The following is an 18,668-nucleotide window of genomic DNA, read 5'->3' as shown; positions in this document are numbered from 1 at the left end:
CTTAAAGTTTTTGTTCTTACAGCCCGGATATTTGGGAAATTATTTCAAATACGCCCAACTGGGACTGTCGCATTATCGGCGATTTTAGATTACCTTTTCAGCAGCGCTTTGATTTTTTGCAGGATTGTACCCTATATTTGGACATTCAAAGTGCTACAAGATCCCTTAAATCCAAAGTTATGTCAAAAAATCTGGTGATCGTAGAGTCACCGGCGAAGGCCAAAACCATTGAAAGTTATTTAGGAGCAGATTTCACCGTTAAGTCAAGTTTCGGGCACGTTCGTGACCTACCGGAGCATGATATGGGTGTGGATGTTGACCATGGTTTCCAACCTTCTTATGAAATTTCCGCTGATAAAGTAAAGGTGATATCCGAGCTTAAAAAACTCGCCAAGGGCGCAGAAGTATGGCTCGCAACGGATGATGACCGCGAAGGAGAGGCGATTTCGTGGCACTTGAAAGAAGCCTTGGGGTTACCCGACGATACTAAAAGAATTGTGTTCCGGGAGATTACGAAAACTGCTTTACAAAATGCGATTTCCAAGCCGCGTATAATAGATGTAGATCTGGTAGACGCGCAGCAGGCACGCCGGATCCTGGACAGGCTCGTAGGTTATGAGCTTTCGCCGGTGCTTTGGAAAAAAATAAGGATTGGCAAATCCAACCTTTCGGCTGGCCGCGTGCAATCTGTTGCCGTTCGCATCATTGTTGAGAGGGAAAGAGAAATCGACGCATTTAAAAGCAAGAGCAGCTTTAAAGTAACTGCGCACTTTGATCTTGGAAACGGCAAAGTCTTGAATGCAGAATTGGCGAAGAATTTTCCGCAGGAAGAAGATGCGATGAAATTCCTCGAAAAATGCATCGGCGCACAGTTCTCCATCAAAAGCCTTGAAGTTAAACCAGCAAAAAAAACACCAGCACCGCCATTCACAACTTCTACATTACAACAGGAAGCATCCCGTAAGCTGAGCTTTTCCGTAGCGCAAACCATGACAGTTGCGCAGCGGCTCTATGAAGCAGGTAAAATTTCCTACATGAGAACCGACTCCACGAACTTGTCGGAGGAAGCATTGGAAAAAGCAAGGGTGCAGATCACGAAGGAGTACGGACAGGATTACTATAATAAACGGGTTTTTAAGACCAAAAATGAGTCGGCACAAGAGGCGCACGAAGCCATCAGGCCAACTGATTTTTCTACATTAAATGGCAGCAGCGACCGCAATGAGCAGCGCTTGTATGAGCTGATCTGGAAACGTGCCATCGCATCACAAATGTCAGATGCGCAACTGGAACGCACAACGGCAACCATTTCTATATCAACCACTTCCGAAGAACTCGTTGCACAAGGTGAGGTGATCAAATTTGAAGGATTCCTGAAAGTATATATGGAATCCAGTGACGATGAAGGCGACGAAGAGCAAAAAGGAATGCTGCCTCCGCTGAACATTAACCAGATCCTGAACCTGGCAGATATGAAAGCGACGGAACGCTTCACAAGGAACCCGCCTCGCTATACGGAAGCAAGTTTGGTTAAAAAACTGGAAGAAATGGGCATCGGACGTCCATCCACATACGCACCAACGATTTCTACCATATTAAGGCGCGAATATATTGTTAAGGAAGACCGCCAGGGAACAGAACGTGATTTTAAAGAACTGACGCTGGCCAATAACCAGATCAACAGCAAGGTTAATAGAGAAATTTACGGTTCGGAAAAGGCAAAACTCTTCCCTACCAGCACCGGTATGGTCGTGAATGACTTCCTGGTAAGTCATTTCAATGACATTATTGATTACTCTTTTACGGCGAATGTTGAGAAGGATTTTGACCACATTGCCGACGGCCAACTGGAATGGCGGCAGATGATCAAAAACTTTTACACGCCATTTCAGAAGAAAGTAACCGAAGCAAACGAGGAAGCCATCGACCGCAGCCTTACTTCGCGCGATCTGGGCGAAGATCCTGCAACGGGCAAGAAAGTATCCGTAAGAATCGGCAAATACGGTCCTTATGTGCAGATTGGTGATGCGGAAGATGAGGAAAAACCAAAATTTGCGAGCTTGATGAAAGGCCAGTTGATGGAGAACATTACGCTGGAAGAAGCTTTTGAATTATTTAAACTGCCGCGCGAAGTAGGTTTGTATGAAGAGAAAGAACTGATTGTGAACATTGGAAAATTTGGCCCATATGTGAAGCATGACGGCAAATATTATTCTCTGGCAAGAACGGACGATCCAATGGCTGTCACCGAAGACAGACTGATCGAAATTATCACTGAAAAACGCTTACAGGACAGCAACAGGACCATCAAAGAGTTCGCCGAAGATCCGGACGCGAAAGTGCTGAATGGTAAATACGGACCTTACATTGCTTTTGGAAAAAAGAATGTGAAAATTCCGAAAGGAACAGAACCGGCATCGCTTACTTACGAAGAAGTGGTGAAGCTGGCGGCAGAAACACCGGATAAGCCTGCGGGAAGATTTGGCAAGAAACCGGCGGCTAAGGCGGCTGTTGTAAAAGCACCGGCAGAGAAAAAGGTGGCAGAGAAAAAACCGGCAGCCAAAAAACCAGCGGCGAAAAAAGCAGCAGCGAAACCGGCGGCTAAGAAGCCGGCAGCACCCAAAGCAGCAAAAAAGAGCTAATAATAAATCAGTTACACACTAGAAAATAAAGATCATGAAAAAACTTGTAGTGCTGTCCGGAGCGGGCATCAGTGCCGAAAGCGGGATCAGCACATTCCGCGACAATGGTGGCTTGTGGGACAACTTCCGTATTGAGGATGTGGCCACGCCTGAAGCCTGGCAGCGTAACCAGGAACTTGTGCTGGACTTTTACAACCAGCGCAGAAAGCAGGCTGCGGACGTGAAGCCCAATGCTGCCCATTATGCGCTCGTGGAATTGGAAAAGGATTTTGACGTAACCATCATTACCCAAAACGTTGATAACCTGCACGAGATCGCGGGATCTTCAAAAGTAATTCATTTGCATGGCGAGCTTTTCAAATCCAGAAGCACGAAGAACCCCGACCTGGTTTACGAAATGTCTTCCTGGGAACTGAAAACGGGAGATCTCTGTGAACTTGGGAGCCAGCTCAGGCCGCACATTGTGTGGTTTGGCGAGGAGGTCCCGATGATGGAAATCGCTATGGATGTGACGGAAGAGGCTGACATCTTTGTGGTTGTTGGCACGTCGCTGGCAGTTTATCCGGCAGCCGGACTCGTGCATTACGTTGGCGCGGACAAGCCCATTTATATTATCGATCCTGCAAAACCCGATATCAGCCTTAAAGCCAACATGACATTTATTCAGGAAAAGGCGACTACGGGAATGGAAATTCTTATCAAAAATATTATCAGTCAATAATGCAGTTACTAGACGGGAAAGCAATTTCATCCCAAATCAAGTTTGAAATAAAAAACGAAGTGGAAGCCTGGGTGGCCGGTGGTGGCAAAAAGCCGCATTTGGCTGCCATACTCGTTGGTGCCGATGGCGCAAGCGAAACCTATGTGGCATCCAAAATCAGAAGCTGTGAGGAAATCGGTTTCACTTCAACATTATTGAGATTCGGTCCTGAAATAAGTGAAAACGAACTTTTGGACGCAGTAGAAGGATTAAATAACGATCCGGACGTGGACGGGTTCATTGTGCAGCTTCCCTTGCCCAAACATATTTCTGAAAACACCATTATGGAAGCTGTTAACCCGGCCAAAGACGTGGACGGTTTTCACCCGGTGAATGTGGGTAAAATGTGCAAAGGGCTTCCGGCGTACATTTCTGCAACACCATTCGGCATCCTGGAAATGCTGATCCGTGCCAACATTGAAACCAGCGGAAAACATTGCGTAGTGATCGGCCGCAGCCAGATCGTGGGCTTGCCGATGAGCATATTAATGCAGCGTAATGAATATCCGGGCAATTGCACGGTAACCATTACGCATTCAAAAACACAAAATCTGAAAGAAATCTGCCAAACCGCAGATATTTTGATCGTTGCGCTGGGCCGACCAGAATTTGTGACCGCTGATTACGTTAAAGAAGGAGCAGTAGTGATTGACGTGGGCATTACGAGAGTGGTGGACGAGACCAAGAAAAGCGGTTTTGCAATCAAAGGTGATGTTAACTTCAATGACGTCGCGCCCAAAACGAGCTACATTACGCCCGTTCCGGGAGGCGTGGGTCTGATGACCATTTGTGGGCTACTAACCAATACATTCAAAGCTGCTAAGAAGGAAATTTACCAATAACCTGAAAAGCATTCATCATGAGCATCGTCAGCAATAATATCAAATATCTCAGAAGGCTTAATGGCCTGACTCAGGAGCAATTTGCAAGAAAGATCGCGATAAAACGCTCTTTGCTTGGCGCTTACGAAGAGGCCCGTGCCAATCCAAACCTGACCAATTTGAAAAATATGGCTGCGGCGTTCGGCATCACAGTGGATAATCTGCTCAAAAATGACCTCAGGAAATTAAGGGAAACGCCGGATATGTCTTTGCCCATGAATGCGGGTCGGCCTATGACGGTTTCGCATTCGGGCAATGCGCCTGCTCCTTCGCAGATCCGCATCCCGGCTTTTTCGGAACCGCAGCCTTTGTCAAAAATCATAGAAAAATATCAGCAGCCTGAACCGGAGATCAGAATGGTTTCCAAGCAGGTTAACTTCAAGCCCGTAAATGGCGAACCGCAGAACCAGCCAGCACAAGTTGCGCAGCCTGTCGCGCCGGTTCAATCTATTCAATCCGTTCAGCCCGCTTTTCAACATCAGCCAGCTATACAAAACCCGGCAGTGAGCGCTCGTCCTGATTCACAACTGCCTGTTTTTAACAACCAATTCCAGGGCAGCCAGTTTAATGCACAGGTTGAAGAAAAGACAGTTAACTATCCTACTATTCAATGGGTTGCAAAAAATTTACAGCAGGAATATCTTGCTAACTTTCAAAATCCGGCATATCTGAACCAACTTCCTGTTTTTCAGCTTCCTAACCTGCCTATGGGCTATTACCGGGCCTTTGAAAGCGGTGCAGACTTTGCGTACCCAGGTTCTATATTAGTTGGAACATTCGTGAGGAACTGGTATGACATTAAGGATGGTATGCAATACATCTTTGTCCTGCGCGGACACGGATTTGTGTACAGGACTGCATTTAATCAGGTAAAAACCTCCGGAATGTTGCTTCTGACGTCCGATATGGCCGATCTTGAAGAATTGGAAGTTCCTTTGCAAAATGTGCAGGAAGTGTGGGAAGTGAAGGCATTTGTAAGTTTGCAACTGCCTACACCGCAGCCATCACTGGAAAGGGTCAGCCTGCTGGTAGATGAATTGCAGCAGGAACTGAACCAGTACAAAGCTTAATTACTTGAACAAAAATTATTTAGACAAAGAATTGAACAAAGCGTCAATTTTGTCCAGATCCCGGCTTTTGGAGGTTGTTTCCAGGATCGCAACGCCCATTTGATACCAAAGTCCGTCTCCGGCAGTAATGTATTTTCCCTTTTTAGAAGGCTTTTTGTCCGAAGCATTATCAGGCACGAACTCGGCTTTGTAAACCGTGTCCATAACCTTTTGCAACTGCGACCATTCTAGTTTCCGGGCCGGCGCTTTATCCTTTACCAATGTGAATGATTTTTCTGCAAATGATGCGCGCAGGTCCAGCTGCTTCTGGTTATCGCCGTCAATTTCGAGGTAAGTAAGCTCAAATGGCATCTCTCTCCCACCCGCTTCAAAAACTGCCTGCATAAACTCCTGTAAGAAGTACGACCAGCGTTCCTTATCGACCGGATAAATAGTAACCATTTTACCATTCTCGTCGAGCTCAATTTCTATAAAATCCTCAAATTCACTTTCTTCTCTTTTTCTGATGATTTTGGAAGAAGTCATAATGTCCTGAAACTGCCCGATCCAGATCGCCGGAACATTGCCTTTCCAGGCATAATCATCATCCGGTGAAAAACCTTCGTCCAGCAGATCGTCCTCATCCAGCTCGTCGCGATCCAGATATTTGATGTCAAAATCAACCGTAAGCTGATCCTTCGCAGCGATATCGAGTTTTAATGTATAAAAATGCGAATAAGGGGCCGGAACGACGGACGCCGTTTGAAAGCGAATGATATAGTAACCGGGGATCTGAATATTCTTATCCATTTTGAGATGCTAAAAGTTGTTGGACGGTGCGCCGCTTATCGACCTTGTCCGTGGTTGTTTTATTAAAATGCTGCACAAAGTAAACATGTTTCGGCGTTTCATAGGCGGAAAGGCGTTTTCTAATTTCTTCAATCATGTCCTTTGCATGAAAAGTGTTCACGGTTCCTTCAACAACCAGGATCAGTTTCTGCCCCAGTTTTTCATCCGAAACGAACCAGTTAAAAAATGCATTCTCGACCTTTAAATCATAAAACACTTTGCCTACGGTCGCGTCCACTTTGTCCAGAACGATCTTAACGCCTCCCGAATTGATCACATTATCAGCCCTTCCGATCCATTTGAATGTATTTCCGGCAATCTCAACCAGATCATTCGTCTGGACAACTTCACCATTCGTAACCGGACCGGAAATGTGCAGGCAGCCGCGATGGTCTGTGCCGAAACCAATGTTGGGCAGAAATTGATAATCTTCCGAAAAATTTTCGCCATTCAATCTGCGCAGTGCAATGTGCGAAACCGTTTCGGTCATGCCGTAACTTTGGTAAACCGGAATCCTTAATACTTCAATTTTTCTTTGCAGCGAAACATTAACCGGCGCTCCGCCCAAAAGCACTGTTCCTAATATGTTCACCTGACTTTCTGTCTGCGGATTTTCTAGAATAGCCGTGAGTTGCAACGGGACCAATGCAGCAAAATCGAATTCAGCATCAGAATCAACATCCAGCAAAGGGTTAGCAGATGGTTCGATGACCGTCATTTCCCAATCCAGCTCCATCCCGCGGACAAGCATCATCAGGCCCGCTATATAATGTACATTCAGACAAACGAGCGCGCGCGTTCCCGCATGAAGGCCCAGCGCCTTGCCCGTCATTTGCGCACTTGCAATCAACTGGCTTCGGTTAATTTGGATCGGTTTTGGCGCCCCTGTCGAGCCGGAAGTCTGTAATATGAATGTCTGCTGGCCAATCAGCCATGATTGCATGAAATCATATGCCTCGGCAAAGTAGGAATGATCCGGCCTTTCCTGTGTTCTAATTGCACTTATACTTGTGTTCCAGGGCATTGGAAAGTTATTCATTTGTTTTTGAAGGAAACCCAAACAATCTGTAATTTCGCAGATTGTTGCGAACGAGTTGACGGCCGTTATAGTTAACTTTTTAACGCAAGATTATTCATTTACATTCCGAATTTATGTCAAGCTCAATCCAGTGGGAAACCATTAAAGAATACGAGGAAATCCTTTTTACGCTTCACGAAGGCATTGCAAAAATAAGCATAAATCGCCCGCATAAACACAACGCATTCACGCCGCTTACGGTTACAGAAATGATCGACGCCATGCACATTTGCCGCGAGGACACGCGCATTGACGTTATTATATTGACAGGCGAAGGCGGAAAAGCATTCTGCTCCGGCGGCGACCAATCGGTGCGCGGACATGGCGGTTACATTGGCGATGACCATGTCCCGCGTCTGAATGTGCTGGATCTGCAACGCATGATCCGCTCTATTCCTAAGGCAGTTATCGCCATGGTGGCAGGTTGGGCGATCGGCGGCGGACACGTGCTGCACGTGATTTGCGACCTTTCCATTGCTGCAGAAAATGCGCGTTTCGGACAAACAGGCCCAAAAGTCGGGAGTTTTGACGGCGGCTTTGGCGCATCTTATCTTGCACGGGTTGTGGGACAGAAAAAAGCACGCGAAATCTGGTTCCTATGCGATCAATATGATGCACAGGAAGCATTGCAGATGGGTTTGGTAAATAAAGTTGTTCCTTTGGAAGACCTGGAAGCGACAACGGTTGAATGGTGTAAGAAAATCCAGGAAAAGAGTCCATTGTCTATCCGGATGCTGAAAAGCTCATTCAATGCCGAGCTCGACGGGCAAGCGGGAATCCAGGAACTGGCGGGAAATGCAACATTGCTTTATTATCTGAGCGAGGAAGCGAAAGAAGGCCAAAAATCGTTTCTTGAAAAAAGAAAGCCCGATTTCAGCAAATACCCGAAATTTCCATGATCGCAAGATCCATCTTTCAAACCAACAAATTCGTTTAAAACCTAACTGAGATCCATGAACCATTGGCTTGTAAAAAGTGAACCGAATAAATATTCCTGGGACCATCTTGTAGCAGAAAAAGAAGGCATGTGGGACGGCGTCCGGAATTTCGCCGCACGTAACAATCTGATGGCCATGAAGAAAGGCGATCTTGTGCTTTTTTATCACAGCAACATTGGTAAGGAAGTTGTGGGTCTGGCAAAAGTTTCAAAGGAACATTATCCCGATCCAACGATCGATACGGGTGACTGGGTCGTTGTCAACGTGGTCCCGGTGGAGCATTTTCCTAAAACGGTCACGCTCGAACAGATCAAGAAGCATGATATCCTCAAAAATATGGAACTGGTGCGCTTGTCCAGACTTTCGGTAGTGCCGGTTAAGCGTGAAGAATTCGACATTATTGTTGCATTGGCACATGAATCTTAATTTCATTTCTGCACTTCGTCAGATCTTGTTGCTTTTTAGCCTTGTTACAGCATCATTACTGGCTGCTGCACAAGGTGTTAAGAGAATAGAGTTGCCTTTATCAGGTAATATGGCTTACCAAACCGTGCCGCTCGGTGCGCAAGGGGTCTTGCTCATTTCCAAACCGGAAAAGGGCACATTCAATGTTCAGAAATTTGATACAAACCTGGAACGCGTTTGGTCGATTGACGGCCCTATTGAATCCAATCTGGACTATATCACCTCCTCCTACGATGGCCAGGCTGTGTTTTTGCTTTTTAGTAAATATCGCAGCTCTTTGTATCAGATCGTCAAAGTGAACGTAGGGCCGGGATTCGTGGAAACCTTTACGATCAATACACTCGACCGTTTCGAGATCACCGATTTCAAAACGCTGGGTTACTCCGTTTTCATGGCCGGAATGGTCCGCAATGAGCCAGTTTTAATTCTAACGCAGCTCAGGACATCCCAAACAAAGGTTTTGCCATCCGCTATTAAAGGCTCTAATGCCATTCAGACCGTTGAAGTGGACACGGCGCATCATTTGGTGAATGTTTGTTTTGCAGTAAAAAAAGGACGACAGACCCGCATTGTGGCTCGTTCGTATGAAGAAACCGGTGAGCTGTATGCGCAGGTGTCGGTCGATCCCGAGGACGATTATTCGTTGCTAAGCGGCAGATTACAAGTGCTTAACGATTCTGTAAGGGTCGTGATTGGCACATATGGTTACCGGAACATGCAAAGCACTTCCAATGCCGCTTCGCAGGGACTTTATATCAGCAAGATCGTTGGGGATCAGCCGGTTTTCACGCGTTACCACAGCTTTACCGAGTTTAAGAATTTCTTCAATTTCATGAACGAGCGGCAGCAGGAAAAGATGGAAAAACGTATCCGCAAGAAGAAAGAAAGCGGAGACGATCTGAAACTGAATTACCGATTATTAGTACATGACATTGTTCCAAAAAACGACAATTTCCTGTTGGTAGCAGAGGTTTTTTACCCTGAATACCGTTACCAGAATCCCATGATGATGGGCGGCCTTGGTTATGGAGGCATGATGGGTTATCCGTTTGGAATGGGCCTATATAACCCTTACTTATGGAACCCGATGTACGGCGGACGCGGCGGCTATAACCAGCAGGTTTTCGATGGCTTCACTTACACGCATGCGGTGGTAGCCGATGTGGATGAAAACGGAAAGTTGCTTTGGGATAACAGCATTAATTTCGATAATGTGAAAAGCATGGAGCTGCGCGAGAAGATCAAGGTGCAGACTTTTACCAATGGTAACTCCCGCCTGGTTTATAGCCATAATGGCGCCATCCGGAGTAAGATCATCAAGGGAAACCAGGTGGTGGACAGCGATCGCGTGATCCCGAACGAGACCAATGTAGAAGGTGACAAAGTAAGAAAAACCAGCACCGACGACATTGATTACTGGTATGAAAACTTTTATCTGGCATGGGGCGAGCAACGCATTATTAACGCTGCCGGCGATCCGCAAACCAGAGGCAGACGCAATGTATTTTATTTAAATAAGATTGCATATTAACCCCATTTCCGTTGGCTTAAGCCAACGGAAATCGTTTGGAAAAATTTATATTTTCATGATTTTATTATCTCCAGAGCAACATACAGATTACGAATTGATTGATACCGGCGGCTTTGAAAAGCTTGAACGGTTTGGTCCATACATTTTATCGCGCCCTGAGCCACAGGCGATTTGGGATAAAACCCTTTCCGAGGCTGAATGGGAAAAGCGTTCGAATGCTGTTTTCAAAAGGGACAAAAATTCGCAGGAAAAAGGCCAGTGGATTGCGAAGGACGGCATGCCGGACAAGTGGGTTTTTCAATATCGGACCAAAGAACTGCATCTGCGCTCGAAACTGGCATTATCCTCTTTTAAGCATGTCGGCGTGTTTCCTGAGCAGGCAACAAACTGGGATTACATTGCCAAAAAGCTAAAACAGATCCCGGAAACGAAGCCTTCTGTGCTTAATCTGTTTGCTTATACAGGCATTGCTTCACTTGCAGCAAAAGCTTCCGGCGCGGATGTTACCCACGTGGATTCGGTAAAACAGGTGATCAGCTGGTCGCGGGAAAACATGGACCTGAGCGGATTGGATAACATTCGCTGGGTTGTGGAAGACGCATTGAAATTTGTGCAGAGAGAAGTGCGCAGAGGCAATCAATACAATGGCATTATTCTGGATCCGCCCGCTTATGGTCGCGGTCCGGATGGCGAGAAATGGCTTTTGGAAGAAAGTCTGAATGAGATTCTGAAACTTTGTGCATTACTTTTAAAGAAGGAAAATTTCTTTTTTATCATCAATTTATATTCTTTGGGCTTCTCGGCGCTCATCGTGGAGAATTTGATCAAAGCACATTTCGGGACGCAGATCCACCATGAATTTGGCGAGCTGTTCATTCCCGATTCTTTTGGTAAAAATCTTCCGCTGGGTGTTTTTTCAAGATTCTCGGACCAGAATGTCTAAAAGTTTCGAACGCATATCAATGTTGCTTTGCATTGTGCTGGCCGGGTTAATTCAATCCTGCCAGAGCGACGCCAGGAATTCTACGCGCATTCCGCCCGTAGTGAAGAAATCACATGAGCAATGGCAAAATGACGCTTTACTTTCCCTTACCGAGCTCATTAACCGCAGCATTGATACGGATCAGAATTATTTCAAACGGGCCCGCATCTATTTTGAAAGAGAACAATATACGGAAGCGCTTGACGACATTAATGAATCTATTTACGAGCAGGAAAATGTAAGTGAATATTTTTTGTTACGCGGAAAAATCAACCGCGAGCTGGGTGAGATCGATAAGGCTCTGGAGGATGCACAACGTGCAGAAGCGTTACAGCAAAGCAGTCCCGAGCTGTATGTGTTGCTGGCAGACGTCCTGCAAGCCAAGGGACGTTTCCGGGAAGCGGTTAATTACCTGAACCAGGCATTGAAAATGGCTCCTTATGATGGCTCTGCCTATTATGTCAAAGGCATGTTGCAGGCGCGGCAGGGAGATTCGCTGGCCAGTCTTTCCAGCTTCAAATACGCCATGAATGTGAATCCAAAGCTTTTCAGGGCTTATGAGCAGAGCATTATCATATTAAGAAAACTAAAAAATCCCGCTGAGGCGCTTACCATAAACGATAGGGCGATAAAGCGTTTCCCTAATGTGCCTAGCCTTTATTTTGAACAGGGGGAAATTTTCAATGCCCTGGCGAGACCAGATACGGCATTGCTCAGTTACCAGAAGGCGGTCGCGCTGAAACCGACCTATGAGGAGGCGCTGATGCGCGTCGCGACAGTTGGAACGCAATTGAAAGAATATTACAAGGCGATCCGGGCATTGGAGCAGCTTTTGAAAATAAAGCCTAAGTCCAAGGATATCAATAATATGCTGGGTTATGCCTATGAAAAAGCAGGCGATTATACCAAAGCTGTGGACTATTATTCTACCGCGCTCGTGCTAAGCCCGGGTGACCAGAGCGCCCGAAATGGCCTTTGGCGCATCAGGAGAGAGGAGAATACAGACATTTACTCCACTTATGATCCCAATGAAAGCGCCAGCTCCGGCTATAAGCTGCTGGACACATCCCGGGTTAAAATTAACGTTATACGGCCGAGAGGAACTACAAATATCCGCGTAGACTCGTCTCGAAAAGCTAAAATTGAATAGATTTGTACTCTGTGGCCCTCACAAGCCTTTGATTAATTGTCATTGAATTAAATTTTTGAATGGAAGACGCGTCTCAAGTAAAAATTACCCTGCCCGACGGAAGTGAACGGTTTTACCCAAAAGGTATAACTGCTATGGGCATTGCGCTCAGTATCAGTGAAGGTTTGGCCCGTAATGTAATCGCAGCCAAAGTGAACAATGAAGTTTGGGACCCTACGCGTGAGATCACGCAGGACTCCCTCGTGAAATTGCTCACCTGGAATGACGAAGACGGTAAATCCACATTCTGGCATTCTTCTGCCCACTTGCTGGCGGAAGCATTGGAAGCATTATATCCGGGTGTAAAATTCGGGACGGGGCCGTCGATAGAAAAAGGTTTTTACTATGACGTCGATTTGGGCGATAAATCAATCTCACAGGATGATTTTCCAAAGATCGAAGCCAAGATGGTTGAACTGGCCCGTCAGAAAAATGAATATGTCAGAAAGCCTATCAGCAAGGCGGACGCTCTGGAACTATTCACCCAAAAAGGTGACGAATACAAACTTGAACTGATTGATGGCCTGGAAGATGGCTCCATCACATTATATGAGCAAGGCGGCTTTACCGACCTTTGCCGCGGGCCGCACATTCCAAACACCGGCTTCATTAAAGCAGTTAAGCTAACCAACATTGCTGGTGCTTACTGGCGTAACAAGCAGGAAAACAAGATGTTGACCCGCATTTACGGGATTACTTTTCCAAAGCAAAAAGAATTGGAAGAGTATGTAACATTGATGGAGGAAGCGAAAAAACGCGATCACAGAAAGCTGGGAAAAGAGCTTGAATTATTTGCTTTTTCAGAAAAAGTGGGTCAGGGACTTCCGTTATGGCTTCCCAAAGGCGCTATGCTTCGGGAGCGCCTTCAATCGTTTTTGAGCAAAGCGCAGTCACGTGCAGGTTACCTGCCGGTGATCACGCCTAACATTGGCAGCAAAGAACTTTATGTTACTTCCGGCCACTGGGACAAATATGGCAAGGATTCTTTCCAGCCAATAAAAACACCTAATGTGGGCGAGGAATATTTGCTGAAACCAATGAATTGCCCGCACCATTGCGAAATTTATAAAACCTCTCCCCGCTCTTACAAAGATCTGCCATTGCGGTTCTCGGAGTTTGGAACGGTTTACAGATACGAGCAAAGCGGTGAATTACACGGACTTACACGCGTTCGCGGATTTACACAGGATGACGCACACATTTTCTGTCGGCCAGATCAGGTGAAGGAAGAATTTGTTCGCGTAATTGATTTGGTATTATATGTTTTCAAATCACTTGGTTTCGAGGATTACAGCGCGCAAATCTCGCTCCGTGACCCGAACGATAAAGTGAAATATATAGGAAAAGACGAAGATTGGGAAAGAGCTGAAAATGCGATCATTGAAGCCGCTCAGGAACGCGGGTTAAGCACCGTAACCGAACTTGGCGAAGCAGCATTTTACGGTCCGAAACTCGATTTCATGGTGCGTGACGCATTGGGCAGAAAGTGGCAGTTGGGCACGATCCAGGTGGATTACCAGATGCCGAAACGTTTCGGCCTGGAATACACAGGCTCGGATAACCAAAAACATCAGCCGGTCATGATTCACCGCGCACCGTTCGGTTCAATGGAGCGCTTCATTGCGATCCTGATCGAAAACACGGCCGGGCAGTTCCCATTGTGGCTTTCACCGGACCAAATCGCTATTCTCCCGATCTCTGAGAAATTTGCGGATTATGCAGAAGACGTTTTCTTCCAGTTGCAGGATCACGACATTCGCGGTTTTGTAGATCACCGCGATGAGAAGATCGGTCGCAAGATCCGAGATGCGGAAGTTACCAAGGTCCCTTTTATGCTGATCGTCGGCGAGAAAGAGGCAGCAGAGGGCAAATTGTCAGTCCGCAGAAAAGGCGAAGGCGACCTGGGAAGCATGACAATAGCAGATTTTGTAAGCTTTTTCAAGAAAGAGGCTGCCATAATTTGATGATTTTCTAACTTTTTGTTATTATTCCGGCACTAAGGCACTATTTTTGTGACAGCAGTGTTACCTTTTTTGATTTTTACCAACAAAACCCAAAGTACACCAAACCAAGTTATATGGCATTAAGACCCCCGAGTGGACGGTTAAGAGTTCCCGAAGAACCTTATAAAATAAACGAACGGATTACAGCAAAAGAAGTACGTCTGGTTGGAGAGAATATTGAACCAGGTATAGTTGATATCAATACAGCCCGAGCACTTGCGAAGGCGCAAAGCCTTGATTTAGTTGAAATTGCGCCAACGGCGGTTCCGCCTGTTTGCAAAGTGGTTGACTATTCAAAGTTTAAATACGAGCAGAAGAAAAAGCAGAAAGAGATCAAAGCGAAGGCAATGAAAGTTGTCATCAAAGAGATCCGTTTCGGACCCAATACGGATGATCACGATTTTGATTTTAAATTAAAGCATGCGATAAATTTCCTTAAAGAGGGTTCGAAAGTAAAAGCTTATGTGCATTTCGTAGGTCGTACCATTGTATTTAAAGAAAGAGGTGTGAATCTGTTGAACAAGTTCTCAGAAGCGCTTTCAGAATATGGTAAGGTGGAAATGGAGCCGAAACTGGAAGGAAAGAGAATGACGATCATTCTGGCGCCTGCACCTGCTAAAAAATAGATTTTCAAATTCGATTGTTAGGCAGATAACTAGCTGCTTAACTTCGGTTTTCTGATATATATCAAGTTTGAATGGATCGTGTCTTTGACTTTGTCAGGGACACGATTTTCATTTTAGAAACATTTTGGCTAATTTTGCGCGCTGTTTTATATTTTATCAATTAATAATTTTTTGAATCATGCCTAAAATGAAAAGCAACTCTGGTGCTAAAAAGCGTTTCGCGCTGACCGGCACTGGTAAAATCAAACGCAAACACGCGTTTCACAGCCACATCCTGACAAAGAAATCAAACAAGCGCAAGCGTGGATTGGTTAAAACTGGTCTGATCGATGTGTCTAATGTTAAGCAGGTGATGGCTATGCTCGCGAAATAATTCGCAGCCATTAATTAGAATACCAATTCTGGTTTTTTGTTCAACCCGATAGAAGGCATTTCAAGACTCATCAGAGCGCCGACCATCAAAAACAGTTAAATTATGCCACGTTCAGTAAATCACGTTGCGTCACGTGCAAGACGTAAAAAAGTATTAAAACTTGCGAAAGGCTATTTCGGCCGTCGTAAAAATGTATGGACAGTAGCTAAAAACGCAGTAGAACGCGGTTTGGCATACGCATACAAAGGTCGTAAGCAAAAGAAACGTAATTTCCGTGCATTGTGGATTCAGCGTATTAACGCGGGAGCACGTCTTCACGGTTTATCATATTCTGCTTTCATCGGCAAGCTAAGTGCATCAGGCATCGAGCTGAACCGTAAAGTTCTCGCTGACTTGGCGATGAATCATCCGGAAGCATTCAAAGCGATCGTTGATCAGGTAAAATAAAACAGCATCCCGCCTTAACGGCGGGATTTTTTTGCCCTTTCGATTCGCTCTTAACATTAAAATAATTCTTCGAATCCAAATCGGTGGTACTTTAGCAGAAATAAGCGGTAATATAAAACGTTACCAAAACCTATTCCTGATAACACCATGGATTCTAGAAGAGAATTTATAAAAAAGGCAACCATGCTCACCGGAGCAGCTGGCATGTTCAGCGTGTTGCCGGCTTCCATACAAAGGGCACTCGCTATTGATCCCAAAAAAGGAAGCACTTACCTCGACGCCGAACACGTGGTGATCCTGATGCAGGAAAACCGTTCTTTTGACCATTGCTACGGGTCCTTGCGAGGTGTTCGCGGCTTTAATGATCCCCGCGCAATCACCCTTCCCAATAAGAATCTGGTCTGGATGCAAACCAATGCATTTGGCGAAACCTACGTTCCTTTCCGGCTGAACATGCGGGAATCGAATGCAACCTGGATGGGTTCCCTACCTCATTCCTGGCCCAACCAGGTGGATGCGCGCAACGATGGAAAATATGATAAATGGCTCATTGCGAAGCAGCCAGGTCACAAGGACTATGCCAAAATGCCTTTGACGCAGGGTTTCTATAACCGGGAAGACATCCCATTTTACTATGCACTTGCGGATGCTTTCACAGTCTGCGACCAAAATTTCTGCTCGTCACTCACCGGCACGACGCCAAACCGGCTTTATCTGTGGTCGGGGACCGTACGCGAGAAATCAGGGCCGGAACATTATGCTAATGTCAGAAATGAGAATGTAACGGATGATAAGGAAGCATCATGGATGACATTTCCCGAACGCCTCGAAGACAATGGCGTTTCCTGGCGCATTTATCAGAACGAGCTCAGTATCAACACCGGCCTAACTGGCGAAGAAGATTCCTGGCTGGCCAACTTTACGGACAACCCGATCGAATGGTTCAGCCAATATCAGATCCGTTATCACACAGGTTATCAGAAATATCAGAAAGCAAGAGTAGCCGCGCTTCCGAACGAAATCAAACAAACGGAGGCGAAACTGGCGAAAGCTGAAAAGGGAACAAAAGCAGCGACGGATCTTGAAAAGTCCCTGACTGCAAAGCAAAAGGAGCTCGCGTTTGCAAAAGAAGAACTCGAAAAGTGGACGCCCGAGAACTTTGAAAAGCTCTCACAACGCGCCAGGAACATTCACGAAAAAGCCTTTACAACCAACAAGAATGATCCGGATTATCGCAAGGTAACCACAGTAAAATATCACGACGGCGACATTGAACATGAAGCCAAAGCACCGCAAGGCGACATCCTGCACCAGTTTCGAAGCGATGTAAAAAGCGGAAAACTGCCAACCGTCTCCTGGCTCGTGGCACCCGAAAATTTCTCCGACCACCCCACCTCCCCCTGGTATGGAGCCTGGTATGTTTCGGAAGTAATGGATATTCTGACCGCTGATCCCGAAGTTTGGAAAAAAACCATTTTCATCCTTTGCTATGACGAAAACGACGGTTATTTTGATCACGTCCCACCTTTCGTAGTTCCTAATCCTTATAAGGAAGACACTGGCGCAGTTTCCGAAGGTATCGATTGCAAAACGGAATTTGTGACGATGGAGCAGGATATGACCCAAAAAGATAAGAAAGAATGCCGCGAAAGTCCGATCGGGCTCGGCTTCCGGGTTCCGCTGGTTGTGGCCTCACCCTGGAACCGTGGGGGCAATGTATGCTCAGAGGTTTTTGATCACACCTCTATTCTGCAGTTTTTGGAGAAATTCACGAGTCATAAGGTCGGCAAGAAGATCGAGGAAACCAACATTAGCGCATGGCGCAGGACGATTTGCGGCGACCTGACTTCAACGTTCTCGCCTTACGAAGGTGAAAAAATTCCTTTGCCAACATTCCTTGCACGCAACGAATTCATGGAGGGCATTTATAATGCACAGTTTAAAAAGCTGCCGAGCACTTACAAAGCACTGTCAAGGTCAGATATCGAGAAGATCAACAAAAACCCGTTGAGCTCTCCCCTGATGCCAAAGCAGGAAAAAGGGACTCGTCCTTCCTGCCCGCTTCCATATGAACTGGCGGCTGATGGTAACTTCAACTCTGCCAAAAATGCATTTGAGATAAAGCTCGAAGCCAAAAATGGCATATTCCGCGACAAGGCTGCTGGCGCTCCTTTTATGATTTATGCACCTGGAAAATACAAAAATGAAGATGTTAAGGTCTGGAATTACGCAGTAAAAGCCGGCGATGCACTTACAGGGTCGTGGAAACCAGAGGATTTTGAGAGTGGAAAATATCACCTGCGCGTTTATGGCCCTAACGGCTTTTTCCGGGAATTCCGGGGCAATAAGGCCACGGGCAATGTAAAAGTTGGATTTAACTATCAACTGGACAAAAACGGCAAACCAACGGGCAGCATCGAACTAAAGGTGGAAGGCGACAAGCAGGCAGCAAAAAGCACTCTCGTGATCCAGGATAACGCTTATGGTGCTAATAATCAACTCGTAACATTAAGTAATGAAGGCCTTGCAGGAATGTTTGAAAAAACATTAACCCTGAATCTTGATAAAAGCTTCCAGTGGTATGACTTTTCAGTCATGCTGGAAGACCAGCCCGATTTCCTGGTGCGCCTTGCAGGCCACGTTGAAATTGGCCGCATCAGCACAAGCGATCCGCTCATGGGCGACTTAGCCTAAGCGACTCCAACATCAGAAAGTGTCAGGCATATCCAGCCTGACACTTTGTCACTCCCCTTTTATTCATTTGTATCTGGTACGGGCTTTTTAGTAAAGCCTCAGAACCGCTGTTGCGGCAGACGAACTGCGGCAGGCGACCTGCGGCAAGCGCCCGAAGCCAA

Annotated in this window: 16 protein-coding genes; 14 read left to right on the top strand and 2 right to left on the bottom strand. The window is 46.0% G+C overall.

Annotation, left to right across the window (positions count from 1 at the left end):
• Positions 1-179 precede the first annotated feature (179 nt).
• From topA to G395_RS0119025, 4 genes are read left to right on the top strand one after another with little or no spacing between them, the layout of a single operon-like run.
• A complete protein-coding gene (gene topA / locus G395_RS0119040; protein ID WP_026631521.1) occupies positions 180-2,642 on the top strand; it encodes a type I DNA topoisomerase in 2,463 nt (820 codons plus the stop codon).
• 34 nt (positions 2,643-2,676) lie between these two features.
• Positions 2,677-3,363 carry an SIR2 family NAD-dependent protein deacylase gene (locus G395_RS0119035; protein WP_026631520.1) on the top strand — a complete coding sequence of 229 codons (687 nt, stop codon included), beginning with the start codon at positions 2,677-2,679 and terminating at the stop codon, positions 3,361-3,363.
• Positions 3,363-4,244: a bifunctional 5,10-methylenetetrahydrofolate dehydrogenase/5,10-methenyltetrahydrofolate cyclohydrolase gene (locus G395_RS0119030; RefSeq protein WP_026631519.1), complete on the top strand. Its 882-nt coding sequence runs from the start codon at positions 3,363-3,365 to the stop codon at positions 4,242-4,244. The genes G395_RS0119035 and G395_RS0119030 overlap by 1 nt, the downstream gene beginning before the upstream one ends.
• Before the next feature lie 17 nt (positions 4,245-4,261).
• On the top strand, positions 4,262-5,353 hold the full coding sequence (locus tag G395_RS0119025) for a helix-turn-helix transcriptional regulator (protein WP_026631518.1): 1,092 nt from the start codon (positions 4,262-4,264) through the stop codon (positions 5,351-5,353).
• Positions 5,354-5,368: 15 nt separating this feature from the next.
• On the opposite strand, the gene G395_RS0119020 is transcribed toward G395_RS0119025, so the two are convergent.
• Together G395_RS0119020 and G395_RS0119015 are read right to left on the bottom strand one after the other, a co-directional pair.
• Positions 5,369-6,142: a hypothetical protein gene (locus G395_RS0119020; RefSeq protein WP_026631517.1), complete on the bottom strand. Its 774-nt coding sequence runs from the start codon at positions 6,140-6,142 to the stop codon at positions 5,369-5,371.
• A complete protein-coding gene (locus tag G395_RS0119015) occupies positions 6,135-7,220 on the bottom strand; it encodes an AMP-binding protein (RefSeq protein ID WP_229204225.1) in 1,086 nt (361 codons plus the stop codon). The genes G395_RS0119020 and G395_RS0119015 overlap by 8 nt, the downstream gene beginning before the upstream one ends.
• 113 nt (positions 7,221-7,333) lie before the next feature.
• Between G395_RS0119015 and menB the strand changes: the two genes are divergently transcribed.
• From menB to G395_RS0118965, 10 genes are all read left to right on the top strand, one after another.
• Positions 7,334-8,158 (top strand): 1,4-dihydroxy-2-naphthoyl-CoA synthase, encoded by an 825-nt coding sequence (gene menB, locus G395_RS0119010; protein WP_026631515.1) that lies wholly within the window; start codon positions 7,334-7,336, stop codon positions 8,156-8,158.
• Between the two features lie 54 nt (positions 8,159-8,212).
• Positions 8,213-8,623 carry an EVE domain-containing protein gene (locus G395_RS0119005; protein WP_026631514.1) on the top strand — a complete coding sequence of 137 codons (411 nt, stop codon included), beginning with the start codon at positions 8,213-8,215 and terminating at the stop codon, positions 8,621-8,623.
• Positions 8,613-10,193, top strand: a complete 1,581-nt coding sequence (locus G395_RS0119000) for a hypothetical protein (RefSeq protein WP_026631513.1) — start codon at positions 8,613-8,615, stop codon at positions 10,191-10,193. The genes G395_RS0119005 and G395_RS0119000 overlap by 11 nt, the downstream gene beginning before the upstream one ends.
• Before the next feature lie 55 nt (positions 10,194-10,248).
• The gene (locus G395_RS0118995) at positions 10,249-11,136 is read left to right on the top strand and encodes a class I SAM-dependent methyltransferase (protein ID WP_026631512.1); all 888 of its coding nucleotides are present in this window, start codon (positions 10,249-10,251) and stop codon (positions 11,134-11,136) included.
• Positions 11,129-12,325 (top strand): tetratricopeptide repeat protein, encoded by a 1,197-nt coding sequence (locus G395_RS0118990; RefSeq protein WP_026631511.1) that lies wholly within the window; start codon positions 11,129-11,131, stop codon positions 12,323-12,325. Before G395_RS0118995 ends, G395_RS0118990 begins: the two co-directional genes overlap by 8 nt.
• 59 nt (positions 12,326-12,384) lie before the next feature.
• A complete protein-coding gene (thrS, locus tag G395_RS0118985; RefSeq protein WP_026631510.1) occupies positions 12,385-14,328 on the top strand; it encodes a threonine--tRNA ligase in 1,944 nt (647 codons plus the stop codon).
• 113 nt (positions 14,329-14,441) lie between these two features.
• Positions 14,442-14,993 carry a translation initiation factor IF-3 gene (gene infC / locus G395_RS29775; RefSeq protein WP_051350250.1) on the top strand — a complete coding sequence of 184 codons (552 nt, stop codon included), beginning with the start codon at positions 14,442-14,444 and terminating at the stop codon, positions 14,991-14,993.
• 178 nt (positions 14,994-15,171) lie between these two features.
• Entirely contained in the window at positions 15,172-15,366 is a 195-nt protein-coding gene (gene rpmI / locus G395_RS0118975) for a 50S ribosomal protein L35 (protein WP_026631509.1), read from the top strand.
• Positions 15,367-15,468: 102 nt separating this feature from the next.
• Entirely contained in the window at positions 15,469-15,813 is a 345-nt protein-coding gene (gene rplT, locus G395_RS0118970) for a 50S ribosomal protein L20 (protein WP_026631508.1), read from the top strand.
• Positions 15,814-15,960: 147 nt separating this feature from the next.
• Positions 15,961-18,507, top strand: coding sequence for a phosphocholine-specific phospholipase C (locus tag G395_RS0118965; protein ID WP_026631507.1), 2,547 nt, complete (start codon positions 15,961-15,963; stop codon positions 18,505-18,507).
• The last annotated feature ends 161 nt before the right edge of the window (positions 18,508-18,668 follow it).

Origin of the sequence: Dyadobacter alkalitolerans DSM 23607, from assembly GCF_000428845.1 — a bacterium.
Classification (GTDB): Bacteria; Bacteroidota; Bacteroidia; order Cytophagales; family Spirosomataceae; genus Dyadobacter; species Dyadobacter alkalitolerans.
Note: the sequence above shows the minus strand (reverse complement) of the source record. Positions and strands in the feature narration are given on the sequence as shown.

Excerpts from the sequence above, each read along its gene's own strand:
- G395_RS0119005 (WP_026631514.1), top strand. The coding sequence starts at position 8,213 with ATGAACCATTGGCTTGTAAAAAGTGAACCGAATAAATATTCCTGGGAC.
- rplT (WP_026631508.1), top strand. The coding sequence starts at position 15,469 with ATGCCACGTTCAGTAAATCACGTTGCGTCACGTGCAAGACGTAAAAAA.
- G395_RS0119015 (WP_229204225.1), bottom strand. The coding sequence starts at position 7,220 with ATGAATAACTTTCCAATGCCCTGGAACACAAGTATAAGTGCAATTAGA.
- G395_RS0119025 (WP_026631518.1), top strand. The coding sequence starts at position 4,262 with ATGAGCATCGTCAGCAATAATATCAAATATCTCAGAAGGCTTAATGGC.
- G395_RS0119035 (WP_026631520.1), top strand. The coding sequence starts at position 2,677 with ATGAAAAAACTTGTAGTGCTGTCCGGAGCGGGCATCAGTGCCGAAAGC.
- rpmI (WP_026631509.1), top strand. The coding sequence starts at position 15,172 with ATGCCTAAAATGAAAAGCAACTCTGGTGCTAAAAAGCGTTTCGCGCTG.
- thrS (WP_026631510.1), top strand. The coding sequence starts at position 12,385 with ATGGAAGACGCGTCTCAAGTAAAAATTACCCTGCCCGACGGAAGTGAA.
- G395_RS0118965 (WP_026631507.1), top strand. The coding sequence starts at position 15,961 with ATGGATTCTAGAAGAGAATTTATAAAAAAGGCAACCATGCTCACCGGA.
- G395_RS0119000 (WP_026631513.1), top strand. The coding sequence starts at position 8,613 with ATGAATCTTAATTTCATTTCTGCACTTCGTCAGATCTTGTTGCTTTTT.
- infC (WP_051350250.1), top strand. The coding sequence starts at position 14,442 with ATGGCATTAAGACCCCCGAGTGGACGGTTAAGAGTTCCCGAAGAACCT.
- menB (WP_026631515.1), top strand. The coding sequence starts at position 7,334 with ATGTCAAGCTCAATCCAGTGGGAAACCATTAAAGAATACGAGGAAATC.
- G395_RS0118990 (WP_026631511.1), top strand. The coding sequence starts at position 11,129 with ATGTCTAAAAGTTTCGAACGCATATCAATGTTGCTTTGCATTGTGCTG.
- topA (WP_026631521.1), top strand. The coding sequence starts at position 180 with ATGTCAAAAAATCTGGTGATCGTAGAGTCACCGGCGAAGGCCAAAACC.
- G395_RS0119030 (WP_026631519.1), top strand. The coding sequence starts at position 3,363 with ATGCAGTTACTAGACGGGAAAGCAATTTCATCCCAAATCAAGTTTGAA.
- G395_RS0119020 (WP_026631517.1), bottom strand. The coding sequence starts at position 6,142 with ATGGATAAGAATATTCAGATCCCCGGTTACTATATCATTCGCTTTCAA.
- G395_RS0118995 (WP_026631512.1), top strand. The coding sequence starts at position 10,249 with ATGATTTTATTATCTCCAGAGCAACATACAGATTACGAATTGATTGAT.